General features: G+C 64.1%; 23 protein-coding genes and 2 pseudogenes. 11 read left to right on the top strand and 14 right to left on the bottom strand.

Annotation, left to right across the window (positions count from 1 at the left end; genetic code table 11):
* Positions 1-290 precede the first annotated feature (290 nt).
* Positions 291-2,438 carry an alkaline phosphatase family protein gene (locus ACVK00_RS09765; RefSeq protein ID WP_284891408.1) on the top strand — a complete coding sequence of 716 codons (2,148 nt, stop codon included), beginning with the start codon at positions 291-293 and terminating at the stop codon, positions 2,436-2,438.
* Between the two features lie 412 nt (positions 2,439-2,850).
* On the opposite strand, the gene ACVK00_RS09760 is transcribed toward ACVK00_RS09765, so the two are convergent.
* Together ACVK00_RS09760 and ACVK00_RS09755 are read right to left on the bottom strand one after the other, a co-directional pair.
* Entirely contained in the window at positions 2,851-3,192 is a 342-nt protein-coding gene (locus ACVK00_RS09760) for a hypothetical protein (protein WP_284891410.1), read from the bottom strand.
* Position 3,193: 1 nt separating this feature from the next.
* Complete coding sequence (locus tag ACVK00_RS09755) at positions 3,194-3,403, bottom strand: hypothetical protein (protein ID WP_284891412.1); 210 nt, start codon at positions 3,401-3,403, stop codon at positions 3,194-3,196.
* A 38-nt stretch (positions 3,404-3,441) separates the two neighbouring features.
* Here ACVK00_RS09755 and ACVK00_RS09750 point away from each other — a divergent pair, with 38 nt between their 5' ends.
* Complete coding sequence (locus tag ACVK00_RS09750) at positions 3,442-3,738, top strand: helix-turn-helix transcriptional regulator (protein ID WP_284891414.1); 297 nt, start codon at positions 3,442-3,444, stop codon at positions 3,736-3,738.
* Positions 3,739-4,484: 746 nt separating this feature from the next.
* Here ACVK00_RS09750 and ACVK00_RS09745 read toward each other — a convergent pair.
* The 3 genes and pseudogenes from ACVK00_RS09745 to ribA form a co-directional block, all read right to left on the bottom strand.
* Positions 4,485-4,931 carry a hypothetical protein gene (locus tag ACVK00_RS09745; protein ID WP_284891416.1) on the bottom strand — a complete coding sequence of 149 codons (447 nt, stop codon included), beginning with the start codon at positions 4,929-4,931 and terminating at the stop codon, positions 4,485-4,487.
* Between the two features lie 68 nt (positions 4,932-4,999).
* Positions 5,000-6,276 (bottom strand): annotated as a pseudogene (locus ACVK00_RS09740) (tyrosine-type recombinase/integrase).
* Positions 6,277-6,497: 221 nt separating this feature from the next.
* On the bottom strand, positions 6,498-7,148 hold the full coding sequence (gene ribA, locus ACVK00_RS09735; protein WP_006752576.1) for a GTP cyclohydrolase II: 651 nt from the start codon (positions 7,146-7,148) through the stop codon (positions 6,498-6,500).
* Between the two features lie 177 nt (positions 7,149-7,325).
* On the opposite strand from ribA, the gene ACVK00_RS09730 reads away from it, so the two are divergent.
* On the top strand, positions 7,326-7,787 hold the full coding sequence (locus ACVK00_RS09730; RefSeq protein WP_006761840.1) for a CBS domain-containing protein: 462 nt from the start codon (positions 7,326-7,328) through the stop codon (positions 7,785-7,787).
* Positions 7,788-7,939: 152 nt separating this feature from the next.
* On the opposite strand, the gene ACVK00_RS09725 is transcribed toward ACVK00_RS09730, so the two are convergent.
* Entirely contained in the window at positions 7,940-8,269 is a 330-nt protein-coding gene (locus ACVK00_RS09725) for a DUF4148 domain-containing protein (protein ID WP_228908055.1), read from the bottom strand.
* 514 nt (positions 8,270-8,783) lie between these two features.
* Here ACVK00_RS09725 and ACVK00_RS09720 point away from each other — a divergent pair.
* Positions 8,784-9,182 carry a GreA/GreB family elongation factor gene (locus tag ACVK00_RS09720; RefSeq protein ID WP_166724745.1) on the top strand — a complete coding sequence of 133 codons (399 nt, stop codon included), beginning with the start codon at positions 8,784-8,786 and terminating at the stop codon, positions 9,180-9,182.
* A gap of 176 nt (positions 9,183-9,358) precedes the next feature.
* Here the strand turns inward: ACVK00_RS09720 and ACVK00_RS09715 are convergent, their stop codons facing one another.
* The gene (locus tag ACVK00_RS09715; protein ID WP_124604464.1) at positions 9,359-10,477 is read right to left on the bottom strand and encodes a porin; all 1,119 of its coding nucleotides are present in this window, start codon (positions 10,475-10,477) and stop codon (positions 9,359-9,361) included.
* Between the two features lie 610 nt (positions 10,478-11,087).
* Here ACVK00_RS09715 and ACVK00_RS09710 point away from each other — a divergent pair.
* The 3 genes from ACVK00_RS09710 to ACVK00_RS09700 all read left to right on the top strand — a co-directional run bounded on the left by ACVK00_RS09710 (position 11,088) and on the right by ACVK00_RS09700 (position 13,323).
* Positions 11,088-11,468 carry a hypothetical protein gene (locus tag ACVK00_RS09710; protein WP_284891419.1) on the top strand — a complete coding sequence of 127 codons (381 nt, stop codon included), beginning with the start codon at positions 11,088-11,090 and terminating at the stop codon, positions 11,466-11,468.
* A gap of 522 nt (positions 11,469-11,990) precedes the next feature.
* The gene (locus ACVK00_RS09705) at positions 11,991-12,524 is read left to right on the top strand and encodes a VOC family protein (RefSeq protein WP_284891420.1); all 534 of its coding nucleotides are present in this window, start codon (positions 11,991-11,993) and stop codon (positions 12,522-12,524) included.
* 43 nt (positions 12,525-12,567) lie between these two features.
* A complete protein-coding gene (locus ACVK00_RS09700) occupies positions 12,568-13,323 on the top strand; it encodes a glucose 1-dehydrogenase (protein ID WP_354123279.1) in 756 nt (251 codons plus the stop codon).
* Positions 13,324-13,354: 31 nt separating this feature from the next.
* Here the strand turns inward: ACVK00_RS09700 and ACVK00_RS09695 are convergent.
* The 4 genes and pseudogenes from ACVK00_RS09695 to ACVK00_RS09680 form a co-directional block, all read right to left on the bottom strand.
* A pseudogene (locus ACVK00_RS09695) lies at positions 13,355-13,861 on the bottom strand (cytosine permease); the annotation flags it as partial.
* 143 nt (positions 13,862-14,004) lie between these two features.
* Positions 14,005-15,486: an efflux transporter outer membrane subunit gene (locus ACVK00_RS09690; RefSeq protein WP_284891422.1), complete on the bottom strand. Its 1,482-nt coding sequence runs from the start codon at positions 15,484-15,486 to the stop codon at positions 14,005-14,007.
* Positions 15,483-18,656, bottom strand: coding sequence for an efflux RND transporter permease subunit (locus ACVK00_RS09685; protein WP_284891423.1), 3,174 nt, complete (start codon positions 18,654-18,656; stop codon positions 15,483-15,485). Before ACVK00_RS09685 ends, ACVK00_RS09690 begins: the two co-directional genes overlap by 4 nt.
* Positions 18,657-18,669: 13 nt before the next feature.
* A complete protein-coding gene (locus tag ACVK00_RS09680; protein WP_284891424.1) occupies positions 18,670-19,884 on the bottom strand; it encodes an efflux RND transporter periplasmic adaptor subunit in 1,215 nt (404 codons plus the stop codon).
* 79 nt (positions 19,885-19,963) lie between these two features.
* Here ACVK00_RS09680 and soxR point away from each other — a divergent pair, with 79 nt between their 5' ends.
* Positions 19,964-20,440, top strand: a complete 477-nt coding sequence (gene soxR, locus ACVK00_RS09675) for a redox-sensitive transcriptional activator SoxR (RefSeq protein WP_175699326.1) — start codon at positions 19,964-19,966, stop codon at positions 20,438-20,440.
* A 45-nt stretch (positions 20,441-20,485) separates the two neighbouring features.
* Here the strand turns inward: soxR and ACVK00_RS09670 are convergent, their stop codons facing one another.
* Positions 20,486-21,247: an SDR family NAD(P)-dependent oxidoreductase gene (locus tag ACVK00_RS09670; protein ID WP_284891425.1), complete on the bottom strand. Its 762-nt coding sequence runs from the start codon at positions 21,245-21,247 to the stop codon at positions 20,486-20,488.
* 114 nt (positions 21,248-21,361) lie between these two features.
* Here ACVK00_RS09670 and ACVK00_RS09665 point away from each other — a divergent pair, with 114 nt between their 5' ends.
* Positions 21,362-22,273, top strand: a complete 912-nt coding sequence (locus ACVK00_RS09665) for a LysR family transcriptional regulator (RefSeq protein ID WP_284891426.1) — start codon at positions 21,362-21,364, stop codon at positions 22,271-22,273.
* A gap of 35 nt (positions 22,274-22,308) precedes the next feature.
* Here ACVK00_RS09665 and ACVK00_RS09660 read toward each other — a convergent pair whose 3' ends face one another.
* A complete protein-coding gene (locus ACVK00_RS09660; protein ID WP_284891427.1) occupies positions 22,309-22,962 on the bottom strand; it encodes a TetR/AcrR family transcriptional regulator in 654 nt (217 codons plus the stop codon).
* A gap of 153 nt (positions 22,963-23,115) precedes the next feature.
* Between ACVK00_RS09660 and ACVK00_RS09655 the strand changes: the two genes are divergently transcribed.
* Both ACVK00_RS09655 and ACVK00_RS09650 read left to right on the top strand, forming a co-directional pair.
* Complete coding sequence (locus tag ACVK00_RS09655) at positions 23,116-24,417, top strand: NAD(P)/FAD-dependent oxidoreductase (RefSeq protein WP_354123278.1); 1,302 nt, start codon at positions 23,116-23,118, stop codon at positions 24,415-24,417.
* A gap of 31 nt (positions 24,418-24,448) precedes the next feature.
* Positions 24,449-24,838 carry a DUF3331 domain-containing protein gene (locus tag ACVK00_RS09650; protein ID WP_228908064.1) on the top strand — a complete coding sequence of 130 codons (390 nt, stop codon included), beginning with the start codon at positions 24,449-24,451 and terminating at the stop codon, positions 24,836-24,838.
* On the opposite strand, the gene ACVK00_RS09645 is transcribed toward ACVK00_RS09650, so the two are convergent.
* Positions 24,835-26,163, bottom strand: coding sequence for a dicarboxylate/amino acid:cation symporter (locus tag ACVK00_RS09645; RefSeq protein ID WP_228908065.1), 1,329 nt, complete (start codon positions 26,161-26,163; stop codon positions 24,835-24,837). The two genes, ACVK00_RS09650 and ACVK00_RS09645, sit on opposite strands and share 4 nt — an antisense overlap.
* Positions 26,164-26,257 lie beyond the last annotated feature (94 nt).

Below are 26,257 nucleotides of genomic sequence, written 5' to 3'. Positions count from 1 at the left end.
TGATTATTTCAATATTGCGATCAACACTCGCACTTAGCACGATACCAACATGAGTTAGCGCGATGCGCATCGATTAATTTCATTAAAAGAAACAATGATTGCCAATTTTTAGAGTCTTTCTTCACCTCCCTTCCCCCAAGAAAGCGCATTCTTCAATCTCACCTGCTGATGTAACTCGACGGAACGACCTCGCGACATGTCTCACCGTATTTCTTGTCGCCACGCTGTCGCGAAAACTCTCTACTGCGTTGAAGTCGCTCTTATGCGACACGAATAGACCAACGTGACACATGGACAATGAAGGAGAAACAGATATGGGAATGGAAAACATCGAGCACATCGTCGTGCTCATGCTTGAGAACCGGTCATTCGACAGTTTGCTGGGCTGGCTGTACGAGCATGATGCGCCGACACTAAATATTCCAGAAGCGACACGAGGGGACGAATTCCGGGGCTTGTCAGGCCTCAACTTGAAAGAGTTCATCAACACTGCGGACAACGGCCTGTCGTCGCCACCCGTACGGGGCGCCCAGGGATTTTCGGTGCCGAGTGTGGCACCCGGCGAGGAATTCGAGCACGTCAATATGCAGCTCTTCGGGAGCAAGAAGCCGGGCCCGGGAGATGTTGCGACAATGACCGGCGTCCTGCAAGACTTCGTCAACGTGATGAGGATCAAGAATTACAAAGACGAGGATATCCAGAAGACAGCCCCAACGATCATGCAGACGTACACCCAGCAGCAGCTTCCCGTATTGAGTCAACTCGCCCGGCACTACGCAGTGTGCGATGCCTGGTTCGCTTCGGTGCCGTCGCAGACCAACCCGAACCGGGCATTCCTCTTGACCGGGACGTCGCACGGGCTCGTTAACAATGGACAGCTTGAGACCGATGATCGCGGCAAGCTATTCGCGGGTCTCGGGCTTGCCATTGGCGACGATCGCTTTCCAGAGGACACGATTTTCAATGCGTTGAATACGGCAGGCCACGACTGGGCCGTGTTCTGGCAGACAAGCTATCTGCCTCAAAAAATCGCAAATTTGGCCTCCGCCGTCTCTATGCTAAGAGATCTTTTCAAGTTGCTGCCCCCGGGCGAAGCAGATGGACTGCGAGCCCTAGTCGAATGGCTTGGAAAGTACAGCGACTACATCGGTGAGTTGACCAACGGAAGGGGGGCGTCCACCTATACCCGGAGATTGTTCCAGCAGTCGCTCGAGAAGATCGATGGCGTGGACCAATGTTTCAAAACGCTCGACCAGTTTCATAAGCTCGCTCGGGTGGGCCGATTGCCGAAGTTCAGTTACATCGAGCCGATCTGGACCATCTCTCATGACGCGACCAACGATGGAGCGATCGCGCAAGTCCAGAACCTAGTCACCCAGATTGGAAACGACTACCATCCACCGGGCAACATGATTATTGCCGAGAATTTCGTAAAGGATGTGTACGCGAGCCTGATCGCCAATCAGGATGCTTGGAACAAGACGCTGCTTCTGATCACGTTCGACGAATTTGTGGGTTCCTTCGACCACGTAGCACCGCCCAAGGCACTGTCCCCATGGGAAACCCCGCCCGCTTTCTCCACGAATGGATTTGACTTCAAGCGCTATGGGGCCCGGGTTCCGACTATCCTCGTGTCTCCGTGGATACAAAAGAGCACAGTGTTTCGCTCGACGACGGACGTACCTTTCGACCATACATCGGTGATTGCCACGACATTGAAGTGGCTAGGACAGGATAGCCAGCTGACGTCTTTCGGTCAGCGAGCCAGCAGCGCGCCAACCTTCGAGAATGCGCTCACGCTGAAGCAGCCTCGCACGGATGCAGGTGACGTCGGCTTTCTGAATGTAACTCGGAAGATCGGTGATCCCGTCAAGTTTGGCGACCTCATCCTGCTCAGGAATGGGAACAATCGATACGTATCAACCGCTTCACGGGCCATGAAGATCGGTCCGAACTTGCCTGGCAGCTTGATGGCCTTCGCGGTGGATCTCAACCTCGCAGCGTACTTCCCAACGATCGGTAACAACACCAAGGCGACACTTTCTTTCCAGGCATCTCAAGCATCTCAACTCGATGACTCGAGTCAGGTACAAGATGGTGCGCTGTTGTTCATAGTCACGCAGGAGAGTGATGTGGATGCCGACATATTCCTCGGCGCATGGAAAGATTCTCACGATTGCTACTATTTCAAGAACTACGTTCAAGGCAACTACGCCCATAGCGAAGGGTGGTTCGTCAAGCAAATGGACCCAAACAAGGTTGGTCAACCTTTGTGCTATGGAGACAAAATCTATATTGAGACCAATAGTGACAACTACAAAGGCCAGCGACTAACTCAGGATACCCGTATCGGTCAGGGACAATGGATTACCACCGTAAAGCCTGGAAATGGCGAAGACTGCTGGACCGTCTTGCCCGCGATCACCGACGGGCTGTAGTGACAGAACATTCGGGCGATTTCAGTGCCGAGCGACATTCGCATCGGCTCCTATATCAATGCCGTAGCCGGCTCGATTGCGCGCTCGAACGATGCGCTACGCAATGTCGGCGTCCAGGGACGCGTGGTAGATGTCGTTATCACCTATTCGTGAGGTTCGTCGAGGTGCTTTTTTTGCCAAGTCATGCGCCATGGCCTCTGCATGTCGTCCATCCACCATCGCTCAATGGCACTGCATCAAACCTGTACTCGTGATCACCCACACGAAAGCAATTTTGATCCATGACCGACTCCGATTTCGAGGCATCGTAGCATGACAGAACGCCCAATCGTTTTCAGCGGCCCGATCGTGCACGCCATCCTCGAAGGTCACACCGCAGACGCGGTGCGCATTTAGGGTACCGCCCGAAGCATCAATTGAACAGGCCTTGCAGCAGCTCCGCCAGAATCACGATCACGAGCCAAATAAGCGGTCCGAATGCGATCAGCAGCGTCAATCCGAGTCGCTTGCGCATCCGATACTTTCTGAAGCACCAGAACATGAAGACGCTAAAGACAAGCCAGATTGCGGCCAATCCGAGAAACATGTAGATCGCAAGACCTGCCACACAGCTACCGTCACCGCACGCGTATGCAACCCTCGGGATAATCAGCGCGAGTCCGGGCACGGAACGTAAGAAGCTGGCTGCATTAGCTGCGCCACCCATATCGAATATGGGTGCAATGGACTTGGCTCGCGAGGACATTCGATTCATTTTATCCGTAGCGGCTAAGCCACTCCACTGAGAAGTTCTTCGCGTATTCGACCGCCTCATCTTCCGTGGCGAATTCGCCAAGCTGCCGAAACGCTGCTTCCCGGCTAAATCCCACCTTCGTTACCTCGACCTGGGCGGCGTACTTGCCGTCCTCCGTCACGCGCGGCTCGCAGTTCATCTCGTACCCGCGCATCACAAATTTCTTTTGCATCGCATCAGTAAATCTTTTTAAGACTGAGGGATCGTAGCATGCCCGCATCAACCACAATAAAGCCGCTCTACCTCGACTTGCCTGCAGTGGCAATCGCGCTTTCGCTATCGGAAGCGACCGTCCAGAAACTGGTACGCGAGAGAAAATTTCCGAAGCCGCGGCTGCTTTCCGACCGCCGGGTGGCTTGGCTGACGCGCGAAGTTGAAGCCTGGGCGGAGGCATGCCCTGAATCGGATCTCGCGCCTCCTCCCAATACCGGCCATAGCAACCGGCGCCGCAAGGTCACATGCGCAAGCCAAGACCCGACCTCTCAGTCAGCATCAGATCACGCCTGATGTGACATCGCCGTCACCTCATCAAGGGCAATCATCGACCCACTGCGATCAGTGGTATCGACCGATAGCCGTCGTTCATTCGCTTCTAAACATCTGTGCAGTCACCATTTAGCTGCTTGTAATGCGTACCCCTTCGCTTCTTAAGCGCTGCAGAAACTGATTCCGTGCCACAGATGCGCTAGCCCAAACATCGACAAGATCCCCCTCCCAAAGAAGAAATGTGGCTCTTAGCGGTATGTAGATGTATGCGCTCATGCTGCAACGAAGCACTGTGGCGCAACACCCAAGCATGTCATCTGCTTCGCTGGCCTCGAAGAGTTGGCCAAAGCCGTCCCACGGGTTTAGCTTGCCGGAGCATGTCGATTCCATTTCCTCCAATAGTGAATTCTCAAGCTCCCCATACCTCGACCAATCCGTGACCTGGAGCAAACAGGTTCTCGGCGGTTCAAGATAGCTGCGAATGCCGTCGACAATCACGGAAGCTGCCCCATCGTTTTTCGGCACTGCGAATTGAAAATACGATCTGTGGCCTAGTCCGGCCTTCCCGTACGGCGCTTCAATACATTCTTCGTTTTTCAGCCACGTCGAACAATCGGAAGGGGACAGCGATTTCATGTCGGTACCCGAGCATGTTGCGCAAGTAGGAGGTAGATCCAATTGTCGACCAATTAAGTGGTCGCGTCTAACGTCTGAAATTGGCCGACGACCGCCTCACACGATAGACGGTGGCCGACCCAAAGTAGACTCTAGCAGGTTGGGCCCTGCGAGTGCCTTTGAGCCAATCTGTCCGAGATGATCTTCTCGCACCGAGCGTGGAGCGCAGGAAAAGCCGTAGCCGCCTTTTTGAGGTTTGCAATGCAAACGTCCGGGTCGATAAATGGGTACGCGTCCATACTTAGGGCCACTTTAATCTTGCTCTCATCCGCGCACTCAACAATCCAACGCTCCACTGCGCGCATAATCAATGCGCCGTTATCGTCTGTGCGCCAGCACCAAAGGCTCAACAAATCAGCCACATTCTCGACGTGATAGTTAATCGGGAGCTCTTGCCACAAGTAGTCGGCCACGGAATCAGCGCCTGTATAGGCGTTGAGTAATCGTAAGACTACGTCATCGTCGCCGGCGAAGTTGCTGGCTCTCAGTTTCGCAACCTCATGGAGCGCCGCTTCTACGAGCTTGTGTCGGGTGAACATCGTTGGCCTCACCTATTGGCGATTGTTGATAGTGGGTATCTGTGTGGTCTAGTCCAGCCTTATACAGGTCACTTCGTCGGATACCGGAGCGCGAGCTCGTCAAGGAACTGTGACAATCGCATGAGCCAATCTCGGCGGTCGCAATCAGAGTGGTGCCGGTTGTATACGCCAGTCACTCCAGGCTGTATGTGTCCCAAGACAGCCTCGGCCACATCGTGCGGGCATCCAAGCGCAGCCAAAAAAGTTCGGGTCGTCCGACGCAGATCGTGAGCCGACCAGTGCGTGACCAGCCATCGCGGTCGGTTGTGACTCGGCACCTGCTTGCAGTACGGCTGATGATAGTAGATGCCGTGCTGAATCACGGTCTGCTTCATCATTTCGCCCGTCGACGTCGGAAAGATAAACCCGTTCACGGCCTGGTCGATCCGCCGCCGAACAACCGTTTCCGCGCGACCAACTAGCGGCACACGCAAATCTCCCGCCTTCGAACGCCACGAGTTTTTCGTCTTTTCTTTCGGCACGGTCCACCAAAGACCGTCCGATTCTTCCACGATTTCGTGCCGCTCCATGGAGACAATCTCGCCTCCACGTGCGCCGGTCCAAAGATAGAGCGTAATTGCGTCCGAAACCGTGAGGCTAATATTCGGAAGCCAGCGCAGCAAAATCCCCGTCTCATCCTCCGTCAGCACGCGCTTTTTTGTGCCCATCGCAACGCCGTCGATCGTACGGCCCTTGCTGCGGAGCTTGCCGCGCAGAATCATTCGCCACCAGTTCGGTGTGCCGTCGGGCAGGCGACCCGCGTCCATCGCATAGTCCTATGCGCCACCAAGTTCCATTCGGAGTCTGGCCGCTACCGCGGGCGTCGCGCGGTAGGAATCGAGGAATTCGAAGGCTTGCGCGCGCGTGATCGAGGCAGCCGGCAGACCCGCAATTGGCGCCAACATCGACTTGAACATGCGCCCGACCTCGATCACACCCTTCTCTTTGCGATTGGGCTCGAGATATAGCCGGCCAGATAGTCGAAACACACCTGCTTGACCGTATAGGCGCCGATCGCGCGCGTTGTCCCGATCCCTTGGCGCTTCTCTCGCTTTTCGGCCGCAGGATCGGCTCCGCCGTCGCGTGCCGAGCGCCTCTGTTCCCATTCAGCGATCGCGGCAGGGAATCCCATTGCCGGCCATTTGCCCAGCTTCACCTGGCGCATGCGGTCGTCTATAGGGGACTTGTAGCGGTAGATCCACGAGCGGCGGCTTTCGCTCGCTTGTAGGCGCAGGCCTGGAAAGCCGTCAAAGGTTAGGTGCTGGCCGGGCGGCAGCTTGCTTGCAGTGCGGGCGTCGAATCTCATGCGAAACTAGCGTACGTTTTATTCGATGGCCGATCGAGCAGCGTAGCTTTTCCGATCAGCCCGTAGAAATGTTACGCCAGAGTGCCAAGTTTCCTTACGTTTCGTCAAGTGACGATGCATCTTAACGGAAACGCAACTTTCCGCTCAGAGCCTTTATCCACGGGGAGTTGGCGGTTATCCGTCTTAAAGATCGAGGGGCTCCGCAGAGCCCCTTGATTACGTTACTCGTTCTCTTCGAAGTAATGCCCGAACTTCACCTGCTTGGTCCGGATATAACGCTCGTTTTCCTCGCGCATCGGCACCGCGAGTGCCACGCGTTCGCAGACGGGAATGCCGTGCTTCACGAGCGTGTCGAACTTCTTCGGGTTGTTGCTCATCAGGCGCACCGACGTCACGCCGAGGATCCGCAGGATCGCGGCGGCCGAGTCGTATTCGCGGGCGTCGTCGGGCAGGCCCAGGTCGAGATTGGCTTCGACGGTATCGCGCCCCTGCTCCTGCAGCGCGTAGGCGCGGATCTTGTTGCTCAGGCCGATGCCCCGCCCTTCGTGGCCGCGCAGATACAGCAGCACGCCGCGGTCTTCCGCCGCGATGTAGCGCAGCGCGAGATCGAGCTGCTCGCCGCAATCGCAGCGGTAGGAGCCGAACACGTCGCCGGTCAGGCACTCGGAATGCAGCCGCGCCAGCACGGACTGCTCGCCGGTGACGTCACCCATCACGAGCGCGAGATGTTCGGCATCGCTGCCCGATACGCGGAAAGCGTACGACGTAAACGTACCGTAGCGCGTGGGCAGCGACGCGGTGGCGACGAGCGTCACGCACTCGTCGGCCTGGCCATTGCCCGGCGTGGGCGATTGGGGACGCGAAGACATCATGAATTGAGTCGAAACGATCAGGAATGTAGGAGTTGTGTGGATAGTGCGTGACCGGAGTTTACCGCTAATCTGGAAACGTCACGCGACTGCCTCAGTCGGCCCGGCTATACTGGGCCCATCGGGTGCCGCGCATCACGCCCTGCCTTCCCTGCATCGTCCCGCACACGGAGAAAGCAAATGAGCACGACTGTCGCGCAAATTCTCAAAGCCAAGCCGGATTCCGGCCGCACGATCTATACCGTCACGAAAACCGATTTCGTCTACGACGCCATCAAGCTGATGGCCGAAAAGGGAATCGGCGCACTGCTGGTCGTCGACGGTGACGACATCGCCGGCATCGTTACCGAGCGCGACTACGCGCGCAAGGTCGTGCTGCAGGACCGTTCGTCGAAAGCCACCCGCGTCGAGGAAATCATGACGGCCAAGGTGCGCTACGTCGAACCGTCGCAATCCACCGACGAGTGCATGGCGCTGATGACCGAGCATCGGATGCGCCACCTGCCCGTCCTCGACGGCGGCAAGCTGATCGGCCTGATCTCGATCGGCGACCTCGTGAAGAGCGTGATTGCCGACCAGCAATTCACGATCAGCCAGCTGGAACACTATATCCACGGCACCCCGGCGGTCACGTCCGTCTGATCCACTCCAGCGAAAAAGGCCCAAACGCGCGAGCGTCTGGGCGGAAAAGCCGCCGGAATGCGGCGACGGAGGTTCTGCTCTACTGACGCAGACGCGCGCTAGCGCCGCGCGTCCCGTCGGTCACATGCTGTGCTCGGGCAGACCCGGGATGTTCAGTTGCCGAAGTAGACGGAGTTCACGGGATTCGGGGCTTCACGCGTGACGCGGCGGCCCGACTGGCCTGCGCTCGTCGCCACCGCACCGTAGCCGCTCGTATCGGCTTGGGCGAGCATCGGCTGGTTCGGCTGAATCCGTTGTTCCGCGGCCTGGATGTCCTGCGGATATTGCGAATCGCTCGCGACCGGCTTGTAGCCGTGCTGTTCGAGTTGCACGAGGTCGGCCCGGACCTGCTCACGGGTCAACCCCTGCTCGGACTGTGCGAACGATGCGATCGGGGCGGCAAGGACGGATGCAGCGATCGCTGCGTAGATGATCGACTTCATGATGGACCTCCGAAATGTGTTCTGTTTTGGCGTCGCTCCCGGCAGGACTGTCTGAAGCGATGGAATCAAGTGTAGTGCTCGCGATACCAAGGGGAAACCCTTGGTTTGAACATACAGCGTTGCGTTTTTGGAAAATATCCACCGCCGCCGCCTCACTGGATCGCCATCACTTAAAGCATTTCCACAACAATGCCTGACGGAAGGCCGACGCCCGAATCGCCGATCCGGAAGGTTGTGTTGTAGAATCGTAAGGCTTTATTCACCCGTCGGTACCCTATCCACCATGCACGCGCCCACGCCTCTTTCGGTTTCGCCGTCCGGCCCCGCCGGCGTGTGCATGCGCGCCGGTCATCCGGCGCCCCCCTGCGTTCGACGCACGGCCCAGGCGCCGCTCGCCCCTGCCCGGCGCCTGATCTGACGGCACTGTCTCCTCCCGGAGCCAGGTCAGACAGGCTCCGGGCGATCCCCATAGGCACGCCACGCCTGCCCCCTGCCGATCATTTGGAGAACTGCCATGAAACAACGCCTTTACCAGCTGAGCGAAGTCGACGTCGCTCGCCTCGAGAAGCACGCTGAACACAACCCGCGCTTCCAGGCGATGCTCGACACGCTGCTCGAGCGCGCGGACATCGTCCAGCCCGACGCCATCAAGGCGAACGTCGTCACGATGAACTCGCAGATCACGCTGCTCGACGAAGCGTCCCAGGAACAGGCCACCTGGACGATTGTTTATCCGGACGCCGCCAATCTCGAACTCGGACGCCTGAACGTGTTCTCGCCGGTCGGCATGGCGCTGCTGGGCACGCAACGCGGGCAACTGGTGAAGGTGCTGCAGCCGAGCGGCGTCGAAAAGCTGATGAAGGTCGCGGCGATCGTGTTCCAGCCGGAAGCCAACGGCGAATACACGCGCTGACGCCGCTGCGGGCCGGCAGCGTACCTCGGCCATACCAAACAAAAAGCGAGGCCCTGAGCCTCGTTTTTTTGCGTCCGGGCGATACGCACCGTCGTCGCCGTATTCGACAGGCGAAAAAAAGGCGCCCGAAGGCGCCTTTTTCGATACTGCGAAGCGGGTTACCCCGCTTGTCACGCTTAGAAGCGGTGACGCAGACCAACCGTTGCTGCGGTTTGGTTGATCGACGAGCTCGGCAGGTTGTTGTTGAAGCTGTCGCCGTTGTAGATCGATGCGCCAATGCCGTTCTTCGCTGCACGCTGGTACACAGCTTGTGCGTAGACGTCCGTGCGCTTCGACAGCGAGTAGTCAGCTTGCAGGCCGAACTGGTTCCAGTGCGTGCTGCCGTTGTTGATCTTCGCGTTCGTGTACGTGTAAGCAGCACCCAGGCCGAGAGCCGGCGTCAGGTTGTACTTTGCGTTGACTTCGTAGTTGTCGGTGCGCAGCGTGCCCAGACCAACTGCGTTGTTGTCGAGACGTGCTTGCGTCCATGCAGCGCCGACTTGTGCCGGGCCGAATGCGTAACCAGCAGCAGCACCGTACGTGCGGACGCGGCCTTGGCTAGCAACGCCACCGATTGCCGACGACGTCGCGCCGTTTGCGTTCGTACCGTCACCCAGGTTGGCTTGCGAGTATGCACCCGCCAGCTTCAGGCCTTGGAACTGGTATGCAACGCCTGCGCTGTACGCACGGTTGTTACCGAAGTTCGTGTTGTTCGAGAACGAGTACGTGCCGCCGAATTGCAGGCCAGCGTAGTTCGCGCTCGTGAACTTGATGGTGTTGTTCGCTGCGACGTCGCCGGTCGTGCTCAGACGGTCGAGGTTCAGCGGGTGCGCGAAGTACGTGCCGCCCCACGAGCCCGTTGCCGTCAGCGGCGCCAGGTAGTCTTGCGTTGCGTCATACTGCTTACCCAGCGTGACCGTGCCGTACTGGCTCGACAGACCGACAAATGCTTGACGGTTGAACATGCCGCCGTTGTTGCCCAGCTTGCCGTTACCGATGCCGAAGCCGCTTTCCAACGTGAAGATTGCCTTCAGGCCGCCACCCAGGTCTTCCGAGCCACGCAGGCCGAAACGGCTCTGGTCAATGCCCGAACCCATCGCCCAACGCGACTTGCCAGCTTGGCCGAGTGCCGGCTGGACGTTGCTCGTGTAGGTGATGCCTGCGTCCAGCACGCCGTACAGCGTGACGCTGCTTTGCGCGTGAGCGACGGTAGCGAACGATGCTGCAGCTGCTGCAACGATCAGAGTCTTGTTCATTCGTGGAGCTCCCTTCTAAAAAGAGGCAGGTCTCGCGACCTTGTTCATAAACGGTCTGCAACCGTCCGGGAGCGCCATCGGTCCTGCTGGCCGCGCCCGGATAGTTGCCCGTTTGGGAACCGTGAGTTTAGGGGTGTACCCTAGGGGCGCGATCTGCAAATAAAGAAATAAGCTTTTCCAGAACTAGAAATAATGAAAGTGGGGACGAGTTATAAGTATTTGTTTTAACGTCTTTTTTTGACTTCTTGACGACTGTTTTTTGGACGCTTCTATCCCACCATTCCTTCGTGTCAGCGTCTTGACGGTTGCATAGAAACAACAAGCGGAATCGCTGAAGCGCCCGAAATCGGTAACTTTTACCCAAATTAATCTCAAATACCGGGCCGCACCGCCTAAAAGCCGGCGATCAAACGGTAAACACTCATCCGCGCGGCCGTGGCCGGCCCCATGCGCCGTCGCCGGCGGCTGCAACGGAGATTGGCCCGGCCCCAGCGGACGACGAGTGGGGCCCTCGTGACATGCAGTAACAGCCTTAACGGCCTGCGTAACCCGGCCACGAGACCGGGAGGCTAATGTACGGCGGACCCGACTACATATAAGAGGACCCGCGATGAATCGACGCTCGTTGTTGCGCGCCATCGGACTGACCGCCGCCGTCGCGGCCACCGGCGGCTGGCTGCGTACCGCCTCGGCTCAGCCCGCACCGCCGGGATACCGGCCGCCCGGACCGAACCACGGGCCCGGCAGGCCGCCTTATCCCGATCGCCCGCGCTTCGCGCCGCCGGCACCGCGGCACGATCGCCGGCCGCCGCCGCCGCCGCCGCGGCCGCACGGCTATGTCTGGACCGACGGCTACTGGCGCTGGCAGCGCGGCCACTATATATGGGTGTCCGGCCGCTGGGTCGCGCGGCGCCCGGGGCGTCGGTGGGTGCCCGGCTACTGGCGGCGCCAAGGGCCGGTGTGGGTCTACGTCGACGGCACCTGGCGTTAGGCGGTCGCCCGCGCCGGCTTTCGGTCGGCGCAACACCGTACGGCGGACAACCCGGCGCCGTTCGACGGCAGGACGGCGCGCCGGCGCGCCGGCGTGCGAGGCGGCTAATCGGCGCCCGAACCGGCTCCAGACGGCAGCCGATCGCACGCGCCCCAATCACGATGGATCGCGCGCCTCAAGCCGCGATCGCCACGCATACGTTGCCCCCTTCGCAACCACGCGCGCGCGAGCAGCACCCTCGAAACGTTCGGATAACCCAATCATCCAATGCCGCCCCGGCAAATGCATACAGCCGGGGCCGAGCACGGCATAGCGCGCGGATCGCCCCTCCCTTCTTCATCACCTCGCGCGCCCGCATCGTCGCTGCGCCGTACGACATCCGGCGCAATCCGGACCCCGAAGCTAATCCGTTTGGGTGGCACGCAGCCCCGGCTTTGTTGCCATCATGGCCGTCACTCATCGCATGCCGCATCCGCACCGAACGGCGCCGCGCGCATTCGTGCGCCCCGCCACGGAGACACCATGAACGACCCCGTCCTCGGCCCCATCGACCAGATCGGCTATGTGGTCGCCGATCTCGACCGCAGCATCGCGCGCTGGCAGGCCCGTCACGACGCGGGCCCGTGGACCGTGTTCCGCCACGTCCGCCTCGACGGCCGCTATCTCGGTGAAGCGGTGACGGTCACGATGGACGTCGCGCTCGCGTATCGCGGCGATCTGCAGATCGAACTGATCCACGTGACGAACGACGCGCCGTCGCCGTACCGCGACGCGCACGGGCAACCACTCGCGGGACTGCACCACGTCGCATGGGTGGTCGACGATCTCGATGCCGCCGTGACGCGGCTCACCGAACGCGGCATGCGCGTCGTATTCGAAGCGCGCAACCCGGCCACGCGCGTCGCCTATCTCGACGACGCCGACGATCCCGGCGTGCGCGTCGAAGTGATCGAAGGCGCCGGCATGCGCGCCATGATCGCGCACGGCATCGCCGAAGCGCGCACATGGGACGGCGCCGATCCGGTCCGCATCATCGACGCGTCGGCCGCCGCATGAGCGGGCCCGAGCGCGTCCCCCTTCACTCAAAGGAGCAAACACGATGAAACGACTCGAAGGCAAAGTGGCATTGATCACGGGCGGCGCCCGCGGCCAGGGCGAAGCGGAGGCACGCCGGTTCGTCGCCGAAGGCGCACGTGTGGTGATCGCCGACGTGCTGGACGACGCGGGCCGCCGCGTCGCGGCCGAACTCGGCGACGCCGCGCGCTACCAGCATCTCGACGTGACGAACGAAGACGACTGGCACACCGCCGTGCATGCAACGCTCGCGCATTTCGGGCGGCTGGACATCCTCGTGAACAACGCGGCGATCCTGAAGCTCGTGCCGATCGAATCCTGTTCGCTCGACGACTATCGCAAGGTGATCGACGTGAACCAGGTCGGCTGCTGGCTCGGGATGAAATCGGCGCTGGCCGCGCTGAAGGACGCGGGCGGCGGCTCGATCGTCAACGTGTCGTCGACGGCCGGGATGGAAGGCGTGGCCGGCGGCAGCGCGTATGTGTCGAGCAAGTTCGCGGTGCGCGGGATGACGAAGGCCGCCGCGCTCGAGTTCGGTCACTACGGAATCCGCGTGAATTCGGTCCACCCGGGCGGCATCGATACCGTGATGGCGCGCCCGCCGGAATACGCGGATCTCGACCCGTCGTCGATCTATAGCGGGCTGCCGATCGCACGGATCGGCAAACCCGACGAAGTCGCGAGCCTCGTGCTGTTCCTCGCGTCCGACGAATCCGCGTACTGCACGGGCTCGGAATTCATCGTCGACGGCGGGATGCTCGCGGGCAGCACGTTCCACTGATCCGCACCGCAGCCGACACGCGACGCGGCGCTCAGTACCCCTTCGGCTGGATCACCGGGGCGCCGACACCGCGCGTGGCCTGCTTGCCACCGCGCACGAAGCAGCGGCCGCGCGGACCGTACACGCCCTCCGCTTCCGGATACACCATCAGCAACACGAAATAGAGCAACCCGCCGACCGCCAGCGACACCGGCACGCTGAGATCGAGACCGCCCGCGAGGTTGCCGAGCGGCCCGACGAACTGGCCCGGCAGGTTCACGAACGACAGCCCGACGAACGCCGCCGGCAACCACGCACCCATCGCGCGCAGGTTCCCGCCGTGCGTGAACCAGTAATGGCCGCCGCGCAGCCCGCGGTTGAACACTTGCAGGTCGTCCGCGAGATAGAAGCCGCGGCGCGTCACGTAGCCGATCACCATGATCGCCATCCACGGGCAGCTGAACGTGTCGATCAACGTCGAGAACGTCGCGACGCTTTCGACGAGGTTGAACCAGAAACGGCCGACGAAGATGAACGCGATCGCGATCGTGCCGATCAGTGCGATCGGCGCCGCATCGACTGCAATCAATCCATGCGGCGCCCTGGGGCCGGCAACGGGGTGCGTGAGCGCCGAGCCCGCGATGCGGAGTCAGCCGCGCGGCGGGCGGACGCAATGCCCCGCCCGCCCCGAAGCCGCGCGTCCTACTGGCCCGAGCGCGCCAGCGGACCCGACGCTGCCTGCGCCGGTCCCGACGGCCAGCCACCCGCCAGCGCCTTGTACAGCGCGACCGTCGACGTCGCGCTGCGCATCTGCCCGTCGGCCGCCGCGTCCTGCGCCTGCAGCAGCGTTCGCTGCGCGTCGAGCACTTCGTAGTAGTCGATCGCACCGGCCGAGAAACGCGTCTGCGCGAGCTGCGCGGCGCGCGCGCTATCGTCCGCGGCACGCACCAGATGGGCGGTCTCGTCGCGCGTGCGCGCGACGCGCAGCAGCGCGTTCTCCGTTTCCTCCAGCGCGCCGAGCACGGTCTGCCGATACTGCGCGAGCTGGCCCGCGGCTTCCGCGTCGCTCGCTGCGATCCGCGCGCGCACACGGCCGACGTCGAGGAACGACCAGTCGATGCCGAGCGCGATCAGGTTCGTGTCGCTGCCCGCGCGGAAGAACCCGTAGCTGCTGGTCGCGCTGCCGAGCAGCCCCGCCAGCGTGAAGCGCGGGAACAGGTCGGCCGTTGCGACGCCGACGCGCGCGGTCGCCGCGTGCAGCCGCGCTTGCGCGGCGGCGACGTCCGGGCGCCGCAGCAGCAGGTCGCCCGGGGTGCCCGGATCGATGTCCGCGGCAAGCGCCGGCAGCGGCGCCGGCGCGCCCTTCGGCGTATCGAAACGACCGATCAGCGCGTCCGGCGTCTGCCCCGTCAGCACCGCGAGCCGATGCTCGTCGACGCCGATCGCGGCTTCGTACACGGCGATCCGCGACGTCGTCGATTCATACTGCGCGCGCGCACGCGCCGCGTCGAGTTCGGAGCCACGCCCCGCGCCGACGCGCGCATTGATCAGCGCGAGCGTCTGCTTCTGGTTGTCGGCATTCTCGCGTGCGATCCGCAGCCGCTCCTGCGAGCCGCGCAGATCGACGTACGTACTTGCCACCTCGCCGGCGATCGCGACGCGCACCGCGCGTACGTCCGCCGCGCTGGCAGCCGTTTCCGCACGCTGCGATTCGATCGAACGGCGCACGCGACCGAACAGGTCGAGCTCCCACGCCGCATTGATCCCGACGCTGGACGTCGGCGTGTCGCGCTGGCTGCGCGGTGCGCCGAACGCCTGGTCCTTGCTCATCAGCTGATGGCCGATCTGCCCGCTCGCGGTAATGGTCGGATAGCGGTCGAACGTGGCCTGCGACAGCAACGCATTCGATGCGTCGTAGCGCGACACGGCAACCTGCAGGTCCTGGTTCGCCGCGAGCGCCGTGTCGATCAGCTGTGTCAGCGCCGGATCGCCGAACCCGCGCCAGAATGCGGCATCGGCATCGGCCGACGCATCGGGCGCCGCCGCATCCTGCGTGGCGGGATGCGCGTCGCGGGCGAACCGCGCGGCACTCGCCGTGTCGGGCCGCTTGAAATCGGGGCCGACCGCGCACGCGGCGAGCGTCACCGACATCGCGAGCGCGGAAAGACGGAAAGCGGCGCTCATCGGTTTTCTCCTTCGAGGGTGGCGTGCTGTTCGCTCCAGACGGCCGGCGTGCCGCCCGCGAGCTTGCGGATCGACACATAGAACACGGGCGTGAGGAACAGGCCGAACAACGTGACGCCGAGCATCCCCGCGAACACGGTGACGCCGGTGGCCGCGCGCACCTCGCTGCCCGCGCCGCCGCCGATCAGCAGCGGCACCGAGCCCGCGATGAACGCGACCGACGTCATCACGATCGGGCGCAGCCGCAGCTTGCATGCTTCGAGCGCCGCTTCGATCACGCCCTTGCCCTGGATTTCGAGCTCGCGCGCGAATTCGACGATCAGGATCGCGTTCTTGCACGCAAGCCCCATCAGCACGACGAGCCCGACCTGCACGAACACGTTGTTGTCGCCGCCCGACAGCCATACGCCGAACAGCGCCGCGCACATGCAGACCGGCACGATCAGGATCACCGCGAGCGGCAGCGTCCAGCTCTCGTACAGCGACGCGAGCACCAGGAATACGAGCATCACCGCGAGCGGGAACACAACGATCGCCGCGTTGCTCTGCGTGACCTGCTGGTAGCTGAGGTCGGTCCATTCGAGCGTGATGCCCGGCGGCAGCACGTCCTTCGCGATCTGCTGCAGCTTCGCGATCGCCTGCGACGACGACATGACCTTCGGATCGGCATCGCCGATCAGGTCCGCAGCCGGATAGCCGTTGTAGCGCACGACCGGGTCCGGCCCGTACGCCGGCGCGACCGTCACCATCGAGCCGATCGGCACCATCTCGCCCTTCGCGTTGCGCGTGCGCAGGTTCGCGATGTCGGCGGCCGTCTGCCGGTGCCCGGCGTCGGCCTGCGCCATCACGCGGTACACGCGGCCGAATGCGTTGAAGTCGTTCACGTACATCGAGCCGAGATACACCTGAAGCGTGTTGAAGAGGTCGGTCAGCGCGACACCCTGCGCCTTCGCCTTCAGCCGGTCGACCTTCACCTCGAGCTGCGGGATGTTCGCCTGGTACGCGCTGACGGGATAGCTCATCCCGGGCGTCTTCGCGACCGCCGCCTGGAACGCGCTCAGTGCGTTCTGCAACGCGCCGTAGCCGAGCCCGCCGCGATCCTCGAGGTACAGCGAGTAGCCCGAACCGTTGCCGAGGCCCTGGATCGGCGGCGGCATCAGCGCATAGGTGATGCCGCCTCCGATCGCCGCGAAGCGCGCGTTCAGGTCCGCGTTGATCTGCGCGGCGCTGCGGTGCCGCTGGTCGAACGGCTTCAGGATCACGTACGAGTTCGTGATGTTCGGCGTGTTCACGCCCTGCAGCGCGTTCAGCCCCGCGAACGCCGGCACCATCTCGACGCCGTCGGTGCCGAGCGCGATCTTCGTCATCTGCTCGGTCACCGCGCTGGTGCGCGCCAGCGACGCGCCTTCCGGCAGCTTCGCGCCGGCGAACAGGTACAGCTTGTCCTGCACGGGGATGAAGCCGCCCGGCACCGCGTTGAACAGCAGCGCGGTCGCCGCGAGCAGGGCCGCATAAACCGCGAACACCATGCCGCGCCGCTTCAGCGTGCGCCCGACGACCCCGTGATAGCGATCGGAGCTGCGCTCGAAGAAGCGGTTGAACGGATGGAACAGCCAGCCGAATGCGCGATCGAGTGCACGCGTGAGCGCATCCTTCGGCGCGCCGTGCGGACGCAGCAGCTTGGCGGCGAGCGCGGGCGACAGCGTCAGCGAGTTGATCGCGGAGATCACCGTCGAGATCGCGATCGTCACCGCGAACTGCTTGTAGAACTGGCCCGTGACGCCCGACATGAACGCCATCGGCACGAACACCGCGCACAGCACGAGCGCGATCGCGACGATCGGGCCCGACACCTCGCGCATCGCCTGGTGCGCGGCATCGCGCGGGCTCAGCCCCCGTGCAATGTTGCGCTCGACGTTCTCGACCACCACGATCGCATCGTCGACGACGATCCCGATCGCGAGCACGAGCCCGAACAGCGTCAGCGTGTTGATCGAATAGCCGAGCAGGTACAGCCACGCGAACGTGCCGACCACCGACACGGGCACCGCGACGAGCGGAATGATCGACGCGCGCCAGGTCTGCAGGAACAGGATCACGACGAGCACGACCAGTACGACGGCCTCGATCAGCGTGTGCTGCACCGCGCGGATCGATTCGCGCACGAACACGGTCGGATCCCATACCGGTCGATACGCGATACCGGGCGGGAAGCGCTTCGACAGTTCGTCGAGCTTCGCATACACGGCCTTCGCGACCTCGAGCGCGTTCGCGCCCGGCGACAGGAAGATGCCGACCACGGCCGAATGCTTGTCGTTGAAATACGAGCGCAGCGTGTAGTCGCCCGCGCCGAGCTCGATGCGCGCGACGTCGGACAGCTTCACGACCTGGCCGTCGTCGCCGTTGCGCAGCACGATGTCGCCGAATTCCTGCACCGTGCGCAGCCGGCCGCGCACGTTGATCGACACGAGGAAGTCGTTCTTGTTCGGCGACGGCTCCGCGCCGAGCTGGCCGGCCGACACCTGCACGTTCTGCTCGCGCACCGCGGCGATCACGTCGCTCGCGGCCAGCCCGCGCGATGCCAGCCCGTTCGGGTCGAGCCAGAGCCGCATCGCATAGTCGCCGGAGCCGTACACGCCGACGTCGCCGATGCCGGTCAGGCGCGACAGCTCATCCTTCACGTGCAGCGTCAGGTAGTTGCGCAGGTACAGCGAATCGCGGCTGTTGTCCGGTGAATAGAGGCTCACGTACATCAGCGGCGTCGGCGACTGCTTCTGCGTGGTCACGCCATACTGGCGCACCTCGTCGGGCAGGCGCGACAGCGCCTGGCTCACGCGGTTCTGCACGCGCACGGCGGCCGTGTCGGGATCGACGCCCTGCAGGAACGTGACGACGACCTGCAGGCTGCCGTCCGAGCCCGCGACCGACTTCATGTACATGATGCCTTCGACGCCGTTGATCGCCTCTTCGAGCGGCTCGGCGACCGATTCGGCGATTTCCTTCGGGTTCGCGCCCGGGTACGTCGCACGCACGACGACGCTCGGCGGCACGACTTCCGGATATTCGCCGGCCGGCAGCATCGGAATCGAGATCAGGCCGATCGCGAAGATGACGATCGACAGCACGACCGCGAAGATCGGCCGGTCGATGAAGAATCGGGAGAAATCCATCGCATGTCTCCCGTTACCGCGCAGCGGGCGCGCCGGCATCGGCCACGGCCTGCGTGCCGCTGTCCGGGCCGGTGCCGGTGCCCGCATCCGCGCGCACGGGCAGTGCCTTCGGTTTCACCTGCGCGCCCGGATAGTAGATCCGCTGCACGCCGTCGACGACCACGCGATCGCCCGACTGCAGCCCCTTCTCGACGATCCGCTCGCCGTCCAGCTCGCGGCCGATCGTCACGTCGCGACGCAGCGCCTTGTCGCCGGCGCCTATCACGTAGACGTACTTACGATCCTGGTCGGTAAGCACGGCCTTGTCGTCGACGAGCAGCGCATCCTGCGCGCGGCCGCTGACGAGCTGCACGCGTGCATAGAGGCCCGGCGTGAACGTATGGTCCGCATTCGACAGCCGCACCCGCGCACGGATCGTGCCGGTTTGCGGATCGAGCCGGTTGTCGAGGAAATCGACGGTGCCCGCGTGCGGAAAGCCCGTCTCGTTCGCGAGGCCCACGCGCACCGGATCGGCGCCGATCGCACGATGCTTCGGATCGGCGCGCCGCGCGTTGTAGCGCAGGTAGCTCTGCTCGTCGCAGTCGAAATACACGTAGACGGGATCCTGCGACACGACGGTCGTCAGCAGCGTGTCGTCCGCGCGCGCGAGGTTGCCGGCGGTCGCGATCGCGCGGCCGACGCGGCCCGCGATCGGTGCGCGCACTTCGGTGAAGCCGAGATTGAGCTTCGCGTCGGCGACGGCCGCGTCGGCCGCCTGCAGATCGGCGCGCGCCTGCTCGGCGCTCGCACGCGCGTTGTCGAGCTCCTCCTGGGAAGTCGCATGCGCATCGATCAGCGTCTGCACGCGCTTGAGCTGCACGTTCGCGAGGCTCGCCGCTGCGCGCGCCCGCTGCTGCTGCGCGTTCGCACGATCCAGCGCGATCCGGTACGGACGCGGATCGATCTCGAACAGCACGGCGCCCTGCGCGACGAGGTCACCCTCCTTGTACGCGACGCGTTGCAGATAGCCGCTCACGCGCGGCCGCAGCTCGACTGCGTCGACCGCTTCGACGCGTCCGTTGAATTCGTCCGCGAGGCGGATCGTGCGCGGCGCGACGGTCGTCACGCCGACTTCGGGAAGAGGATGAGCCGACGATTCGCCTTTGCCGTCGTGACAGCCCGACAACGCCAGCAGCAGTGCGCAGGCCGCGCCCAAAGGCGACGTCCTGCGTAGGGATAAGGGGAGCATGATGCCTCGCGACGGGTTAAACTGCCGCGTAGCATAAAAGTTAAAGTTAACTTCAAGTCAAGCTTTTCCAGAGGGCGTCATGGGTATGGACGAAACCCCGCAATGGCCGCTGATGTCGATCCGCGAAGTGGCCGCGCGCAGCGGCGTGCCGGCGTCGACGCTGCGCTTCTACGAGATGCGCGGGCTGATCAAGTCGCACCGCAACGGCTCGAGCCATCGCCACTATTCGCGCGCGGTGCTGCGGCTGATCGCGTTCATCGTGTTCGCGCAGAAGATCGGCTACTCGCTCGACGAGATCGCCGAGCAGCTCGTGAGCCTGCCGGAAGACACCGCGCCGACCAACAAGGACTGGCAGCGGCTGTCGCGCGGCTGGAAGCAGCGCGTCGCGAACCGGATCGAGGAGCTGCAGCGGCTCTACATCAACCTCGACGAATGCATCGGCTGCGGCTGCCTGTCGCTGAAGCGCTGCAAGTTGACCAATCCCGAGGATCGCGCGGGGCGCAACGGCCCCGGCGCGCGGCGCTGGCTCGGCGATACGCCGCCCGATCTCGACTGACGCACGCGGCCGGCGCGACGCGCGGCGCCGCGCCGCCTTTGCGCGTCACCCGACCCGCCAGCCGCCGTTCACCGCGATCGTCGCGCCGGTGACGAATGCCGCGCGCGGCCCGGCGAGCCATGCGACCGCGTCCGCGATGTCGTCCGGATGGCCGGCGCGTCCCACGGGCGTCTGCTCGCGGATCGTCGCCGCGATGGCCGGTGCGACGCCGGCATCGCCGAACAAGCGCGTCTCGGCGATATAGCCGGGCGCGACCGTATTGACCGTGACGCCGCGCGGCCCGAGCTCGCGCGCCAGCGCGACGGTGAACCCTTCGACCCCCGCCTTCGCCGCCGCATATGCGAGGCCGCCCGGCAGGAGGCTGCCGGCGCGCGCCGCGATCGATCCGATGTTCACGATCCGCGCGGCGCGCTCGGCCAGGTGCGGCAGCACGGCCAGCGTCGTGATGAACGTGCTTTTGAGGTTCGCAGCGAGGACGGCATCCCATACGGTTTCGGCGTCGCCCGCTTCGGTGTCCGCGCCGACCCGCCCCGTCAGCCCCGCGTTGTTGACCAGCACGTCGATGCGCGGCCACCGCGCGACGATCGCGGCGACCGCCGACGCCGCGTCGCGCCGCACGCTCAGGTCGGCCGCCTGCCCGATCGCCGCGTTGCCGAGCCGGGCGACGGCCGCCTCCAGCCGTCCCGCGTCGCGCCCGACGATCGCGACGCGATACCCATCCTCCACCAGCCGGCGCGCGATCGCGAAGCCGATTCCGCTCGACCCGCCCGTGACGATTGCCGTACGTTGCCGTTCGCTGCCTGTCATGACCTGCCCTCCTTGCCTCGGTGTTGACGATTGATGACATTGGCAGTCTGGACAATGCACGGCGATAGGTAAAATACGAATTCGATGACCATCCGATACGCGAAAGGTATCGCAATGATCGATTTGCGCCAGTTCCGGCAATTCATTGCCGTCGCCGAAACGCTCAGCTTCCGGCGCGCCGCCGAGCGCCTGCACATGGCGCAGCCGCCGCTCAGTGCGGCCATCCGCAAGCTCGAGGAAGAGCTGGGCGTCGCCCTGTTCGAACGCGACAACCGCGGCGCGACGCTCACGCCGGCCGGCGATGCATTCCTGCTCGAAGCGCGCCGCGCGCTCGAGCAGGCCGAGCGTGCGGTGGCCGTGGCGCGACGCGCCGGCGCCGGCCTGGGCGGCACGCTGCGGCTGCGGTTCGTCGACAGCACGGTCAACGCGCTGCTGCCGCTGATCCTCCGCGCGTTCCAGGAACGGCATCCGGACGTCGATTTCCAGCTGGAAGAAGGTACGACCGCCGAGCAGGTGCTCGCGCTGCGGCAGGACCGCACGGATGTCGGCCTCGTCGTGCTGCCGGTGGCCGATGCCGGCGACGTGCACGTCGAGCCGCTGCTGCGCGACCGGATGGTCGCCGCGCTGCCCGACGGCCACCGGCTCGCGCGCCGCCGCCGCATCACGCTGGCCGAGCTGGCGGACGAACCGTGGGTGCTGTTTGCCACGCATCACGGGCCCGGCATGCATGCTCGGATCGTGACGGCGTGCGCGCAGGCCGGCTTCGCGCCGCGGGTGGTCCAGCAGCCGCGCCAGATGCAGACGACGGCCGGACTCGTCGCGGGCGGCATCGGTGTCGCGCTGATGCCGCGCCTGTTCGTGCCGATGCAGCCGCAAGGCATTACGTTCTGCGAACTGACCGGCGCGGGCAGCCCGCTCGCGTACGAACTGGCGATCGCGTACCGGACGCCGTCGCCGCTCGTCGACGCGCTGCGCGACACCGCGCGGCACGCGGTTGGCACGCTGGGGCTGGTGGCTGCGACGTGATCGCGACGTGATGGCGCGCGTCGCGCGCACGGCGCTCAGTCGAGCAGGAAGTTGAGCGCGACGTCGAGCACGGCCTGCCGGAACGCATCCTGCCGCGTGGGCAACGACGTGAACTCGAGAATCAGGTGGCTATACGACACCGTCGTGCCGACCGCGCTCGCGATCATGAAGAACAGCACATCCGGATCGACCGGGCGAATCGCGCCGGCGTCGACGGCCTCCGCCAGCAGCGGAAACATCGCGTCGTGATACGGCCGCACGATCCGCTCCCGCAGCCGGTCGAGTCGCGCGCCCTCCTCGGTCGCCGCGGTCGAGAAGAACATGCCGATGTCCGGCTCGTCGAATTCGTGATCGACGCACAGCTCGATCGCGCGCCGCACGCGCTCGCGATGCGGCAATGACGACGTGCGCAGCGCGCGCAATGCATCGAACATCGGCTCGGCCAGCTCGGCGATCTGCTCGACGACCGCCAGCCACAGCGTTTCCTTCGTGCCGAAATGATGGGCGATCAGCGCCGCGTCGATGCCCAGCTCGCGCGCGACTTCGCGCACGCTCGTCGCATCGTAGCCGCGCTTCGCGAACGTGCGGCGCGCCGCCCGCAATATCACGTCCGGACCGACGGACGCGTCCGCCAGCGGCCGCCCGCGCGTACGCCGCTTCGATGGCGCGCACTCAGTGACTTCAGCCACGTATTCCTGCTCCTGTTGATTGATTCGAATGCCCGTGTTCGTGCCCCGATTTCGCGTCGCCGGAGCCGGAGCCGGGCCGCCGCCCCGCTCCGTTGACACGCGAAGCCGGGAAGCGCTAGGATCATACCTTATTCATCACGTGATGATTTATCCATGACAACCCTTACTTCTCCTGCCCGCGTCGTCATCGTCGGCGGCGGAATCGCCGGCTTGCAGCTCGCGACCCGCCTTGGCGAACGCCTCGGCCGTAGCGGGCGCGCGCAGGTCACCGTCGTCGACCGCAGCCCGACCCACGTGTGGAAGCCGATGCTGCACACGATCGCGGCCGGCACGCGCGACGTGCAGCAACAGCAGGTGATCTTCCTCGCCCACGCGCGCGACCACGGCTACACGTACCAGCCCGGCGAACTGAAGGGGCTCGATCGCGCGCGCCGCCGCGTGCAGCTCGGCGAGATCCGCTCGCCGGACGGTGAACTCCTGCTCGACGCGCGCGAGCTCGAATACGACGTGCTGATCCTCGCGCTCGGCAGCCAGGCCAACGATTTCGGCGTGCCGGGCGTGCGCGAGCACTGCTACTTCATCGACAGCCAGCAGCAGGCCGAAACCTTCAACGAAGCGCTGCGGATGCGCGTGTTCCGCAGCATCGCGCGCGACGAGCCATTTCGCGTCGCGATCGTCGGTGCGGGCGCGACGGGCGTGGAGCTGGCAGCGGAGCTGAGCCGGCTGCTGGAAGTCGCGCAGGCGTATGGCGATGCGACGGTGCGCGAGCGGCTGCAGTTGACGCTGCTCGAAAGCGGCCCGCGCATCCTCGCCGCGTTTCCGCCGAGGATTTCCGCGTCTGCGCAGCGCCGGCTCGAACAGATCGGCATTCACGTGCTGACGTCGACGCGCGTCACGTCGGCCGATGCGAACGGCTTCCACTATGGCGACGGTTCGTTTGCCGAAGCGGATTTGATGGTGTGGGCGGCCGGCGTGAAGGCGTCCGATTTCATGCAGGCGCTGGGCGGGCTCGATACGAACCGCGCGAACCAGATCATGGTCGGGCCCACGTTGCAGGCCACGGCCGACGAACACGTGTTCGCGATCGGCGATTGCGCGAGCCTGCAACCTGACGGCCAGGAGCGGCCGCTGCCGCCGACCGCGCAGGTCGCGACCCAGCAGGCCGAGCATCTCGCGAAACACCTGCCCGCGTGGCTCGACGGCAAGCCGTTGCCGCCATTCGCGTTCCACGATTTCGGCGCGCTCGTGTCGATCAGCGACTACGACGCATTCGGCACGCTCGGGCAATTCGGGTTCTTCCGCGGCGGCTTCATCCAGGGGCGTTTCGCCCAGTTCAGCCATCTGATGCTGTACCGGCGGCACCAGCAGGCGCTGCACGGGTTCCCCAAGGCGACGCTGCTGTGGATCGCCGAACGGATCAACGGCTGCGTGCAGCCGCGCATCCGCCTGTCTTGATACATTGCGTAACGTTTCGAGGAAAGCAGACATGAGCAACAGTGCAGCCGCCTGGCTCAGGACCGTCGCCGCGATCGGCAGCTTCGACATGCCGTCCGTCTCATGGGCCGCGCCGCGCCGGCGCAGCGTCACGCGCGACCGCTTGCCGTCGTGGGACGCGACGAGCCAGCCAACGATCAGCGTGCTCGAGCGACCCACCGCCGACACCGTGATGATTTCGTGGCGCGACGCATGCACCGGCCACTACGGTTACCAGAAGTGGCGGCTGTTCACGACGCGCAAGCGCGGCGTCTGCGCGCTGTCGGGGCGGCCGATCGCGCCCGGCGACAGCGTCTATGCGCCGCAACTGCTCGGCTCGACGCCGGGCAACGCCGCCGCGATGGTGCTGGCGGCGTCCCTCGACGAGGCGTGCGCCGCTTAAGCGGACGTCGCCCGACCGGCGCCATAGGCCGGATCGCCGTTCTGCCGTTCCAGTTCCGCATCGAGATGTGCGGCATGCGCCTTCGCTTCGGACTCCGACATCAGCTCGCCTTCCCACTTCGCGACCACCGCGCTGGCGATCGAGTTGCCCACCGCATTGGTGGCCGAGCGCCCCATGTCGAGGAACGTGTCGACGCCGAGAATCAGCAGCAGCCCCGCTTCCGGAATGTCGAACTGGTGCAGCGTCGCCGCGATCACGACGAGCGATGCGCGCGGCACGCCGGCCATCCCCTTCGACGTCAGCATCAGCACCAGCAGCATCGTGATCTGCGTGCCGAGCGACAGATGAATGTTGTATGCCTGCGCGATGAAGAGCGACGCGAACGTGCAGTACATCATCGAGCCGTCGAGGTTGAACGAATAGCCCATCGGCATCACGAAGCTGGAGATCTTGCGCCGCACGCCGAACCGGTCGAGCGCGTCGAGGATCTTCGGGTACGCGGCTTCGGAACTGGCGGTCGCGAACGACAGCATGAACGCTTCCTTGATCAGCGCCAGCAGCTTGAACACACGACGGCCGAGGAACAGCAGGCCGGCGACCACGAGCGTGCTCCACAGCAGGAACAGGCTCACGTAGAAGTCGCCCATGAACACCGCGAACTTCAGCAGGATCGACAGCCCGTTGATCGCGACGGTCGACGCCATCGCGGCCAGCACCGCGAGCGGCGCGAGCTTCATCACGTAGCCGGTGATCTTCAGCATCACGTGCGCCAGCTGGTCGATCGCGGCGACGAGGATCTTGCCGCGCTCGCCGAGCGCCGACAGCGCGACGCCGAAGAACATCGAGAACACGACGATCTGCAGGATCTCGTTGTTCGCCATCGCCTCGGCGATCGACTTCGGCACCATGTGACTGACGAAATCCTTCAGCGTGAACTTGGACGTCGCGAGATGCGCGGATGCGCCGACGTCAGGCAGCGGCAGGCCGAGGTTTTCCCCGGGGTGCAGCAGGTTCGCCATCAGCAGCCCGAGCAGCAGCGAAATCAGCGACGCGGTGACGAACCAGCCGAACGCCTTCACGAACACGCGCCCCACCGCTGATGCGTCGCCCATGTGCGCGATGCCGACGACGAGCGTCGAGAACACCAGCGGGCCGATCACCATCTTGATCAGCCGCAGGAACACGTCGGACACGAGCGAGATGTAGCCGGCGATTTCCGTCGCGGACTGCTTGTCCGGAAACTGCGTGTAGATCATGTAGCCGATGAAGATGCCGGCCGCCATTGCGAGCAGGATCCAGACTGCCGCAGACATTCGTTTGTTCATAACGGTACTCGACGCACGGTGCAGGAATGGAAGAAAAAAACGCCGCGCCGGTGCCGTGCCACGGCGTGCGTTGCGGGCCGGTCATGCGCCCTGT

The organism is Burkholderia sp. PvR073 (genome assembly GCF_054055695.1).
The sequence above is the reverse complement of the archived record's forward strand: the minus strand, read 5'-3'. Positions and strand labels throughout refer to the sequence as shown.

Coding starts and splice junctions, on each gene's coding strand:
- ACVK00_RS09765 (WP_284891408.1), top strand. CDS start 291: ATGGACAATGAAGGAGAAACAGATATGGGAATGGAAAACATCGAGCAC.
- ACVK00_RS09760 (WP_284891410.1), bottom strand. CDS start 3,192: ATGAATCGAATGTCCTCGCGAGCCAAGTCCATTGCACCCATATTCGAT.
- ACVK00_RS09755 (WP_284891412.1), bottom strand. CDS start 3,403: ATGCAAAAGAAATTTGTGATGCGCGGGTACGAGATGAACTGCGAGCCG.
- ACVK00_RS09750 (WP_284891414.1), top strand. CDS start 3,442: ATGCCCGCATCAACCACAATAAAGCCGCTCTACCTCGACTTGCCTGCA.
- ACVK00_RS09745 (WP_284891416.1), bottom strand. CDS start 4,931: ATGTTCACCCGACACAAGCTCGTAGAAGCGGCGCTCCATGAGGTTGCG.
- ribA (WP_006752576.1), bottom strand. CDS start 7,148: ATGATGTCTTCGCGTCCCCAATCGCCCACGCCGGGCAATGGCCAGGCC.
- ACVK00_RS09730 (WP_006761840.1), top strand. CDS start 7,326: ATGAGCACGACTGTCGCGCAAATTCTCAAAGCCAAGCCGGATTCCGGC.
- ACVK00_RS09725 (WP_228908055.1), bottom strand. CDS start 8,269: ATGAAGTCGATCATCTACGCAGCGATCGCTGCATCCGTCCTTGCCGCC.
- ACVK00_RS09720 (WP_166724745.1), top strand. CDS start 8,784: ATGAAACAACGCCTTTACCAGCTGAGCGAAGTCGACGTCGCTCGCCTC.
- ACVK00_RS09715 (WP_124604464.1), bottom strand. CDS start 10,477: ATGAACAAGACTCTGATCGTTGCAGCAGCTGCAGCATCGTTCGCTACC.
- ACVK00_RS09710 (WP_284891419.1), top strand. CDS start 11,088: ATGAATCGACGCTCGTTGTTGCGCGCCATCGGACTGACCGCCGCCGTC.
- ACVK00_RS09705 (WP_284891420.1), top strand. CDS start 11,991: ATGAACGACCCCGTCCTCGGCCCCATCGACCAGATCGGCTATGTGGTC.
- ACVK00_RS09700 (WP_354123279.1), top strand. CDS start 12,568: ATGAAACGACTCGAAGGCAAAGTGGCATTGATCACGGGCGGCGCCCGC.
- ACVK00_RS09690 (WP_284891422.1), bottom strand. CDS start 15,486: ATGAGCGCCGCTTTCCGTCTTTCCGCGCTCGCGATGTCGGTGACGCTC.
- ACVK00_RS09685 (WP_284891423.1), bottom strand. CDS start 18,656: ATGGATTTCTCCCGATTCTTCATCGACCGGCCGATCTTCGCGGTCGTG.
- ACVK00_RS09680 (WP_284891424.1), bottom strand. CDS start 19,884: ATGCTCCCCTTATCCCTACGCAGGACGTCGCCTTTGGGCGCGGCCTGC.
- soxR (WP_175699326.1), top strand. CDS start 19,964: ATGGGTATGGACGAAACCCCGCAATGGCCGCTGATGTCGATCCGCGAA.
- ACVK00_RS09670 (WP_284891425.1), bottom strand. CDS start 21,247: ATGACAGGCAGCGAACGGCAACGTACGGCAATCGTCACGGGCGGGTCG.
- ACVK00_RS09665 (WP_284891426.1), top strand. CDS start 21,362: ATGATCGATTTGCGCCAGTTCCGGCAATTCATTGCCGTCGCCGAAACG.
- ACVK00_RS09655 (WP_354123278.1), top strand. CDS start 23,116: ATGACAACCCTTACTTCTCCTGCCCGCGTCGTCATCGTCGGCGGCGGA.
- ACVK00_RS09650 (WP_228908064.1), top strand. CDS start 24,449: ATGAGCAACAGTGCAGCCGCCTGGCTCAGGACCGTCGCCGCGATCGGC.
- ACVK00_RS09645 (WP_228908065.1), bottom strand. CDS start 26,163: ATGAACAAACGAATGTCTGCGGCAGTCTGGATCCTGCTCGCAATGGCG.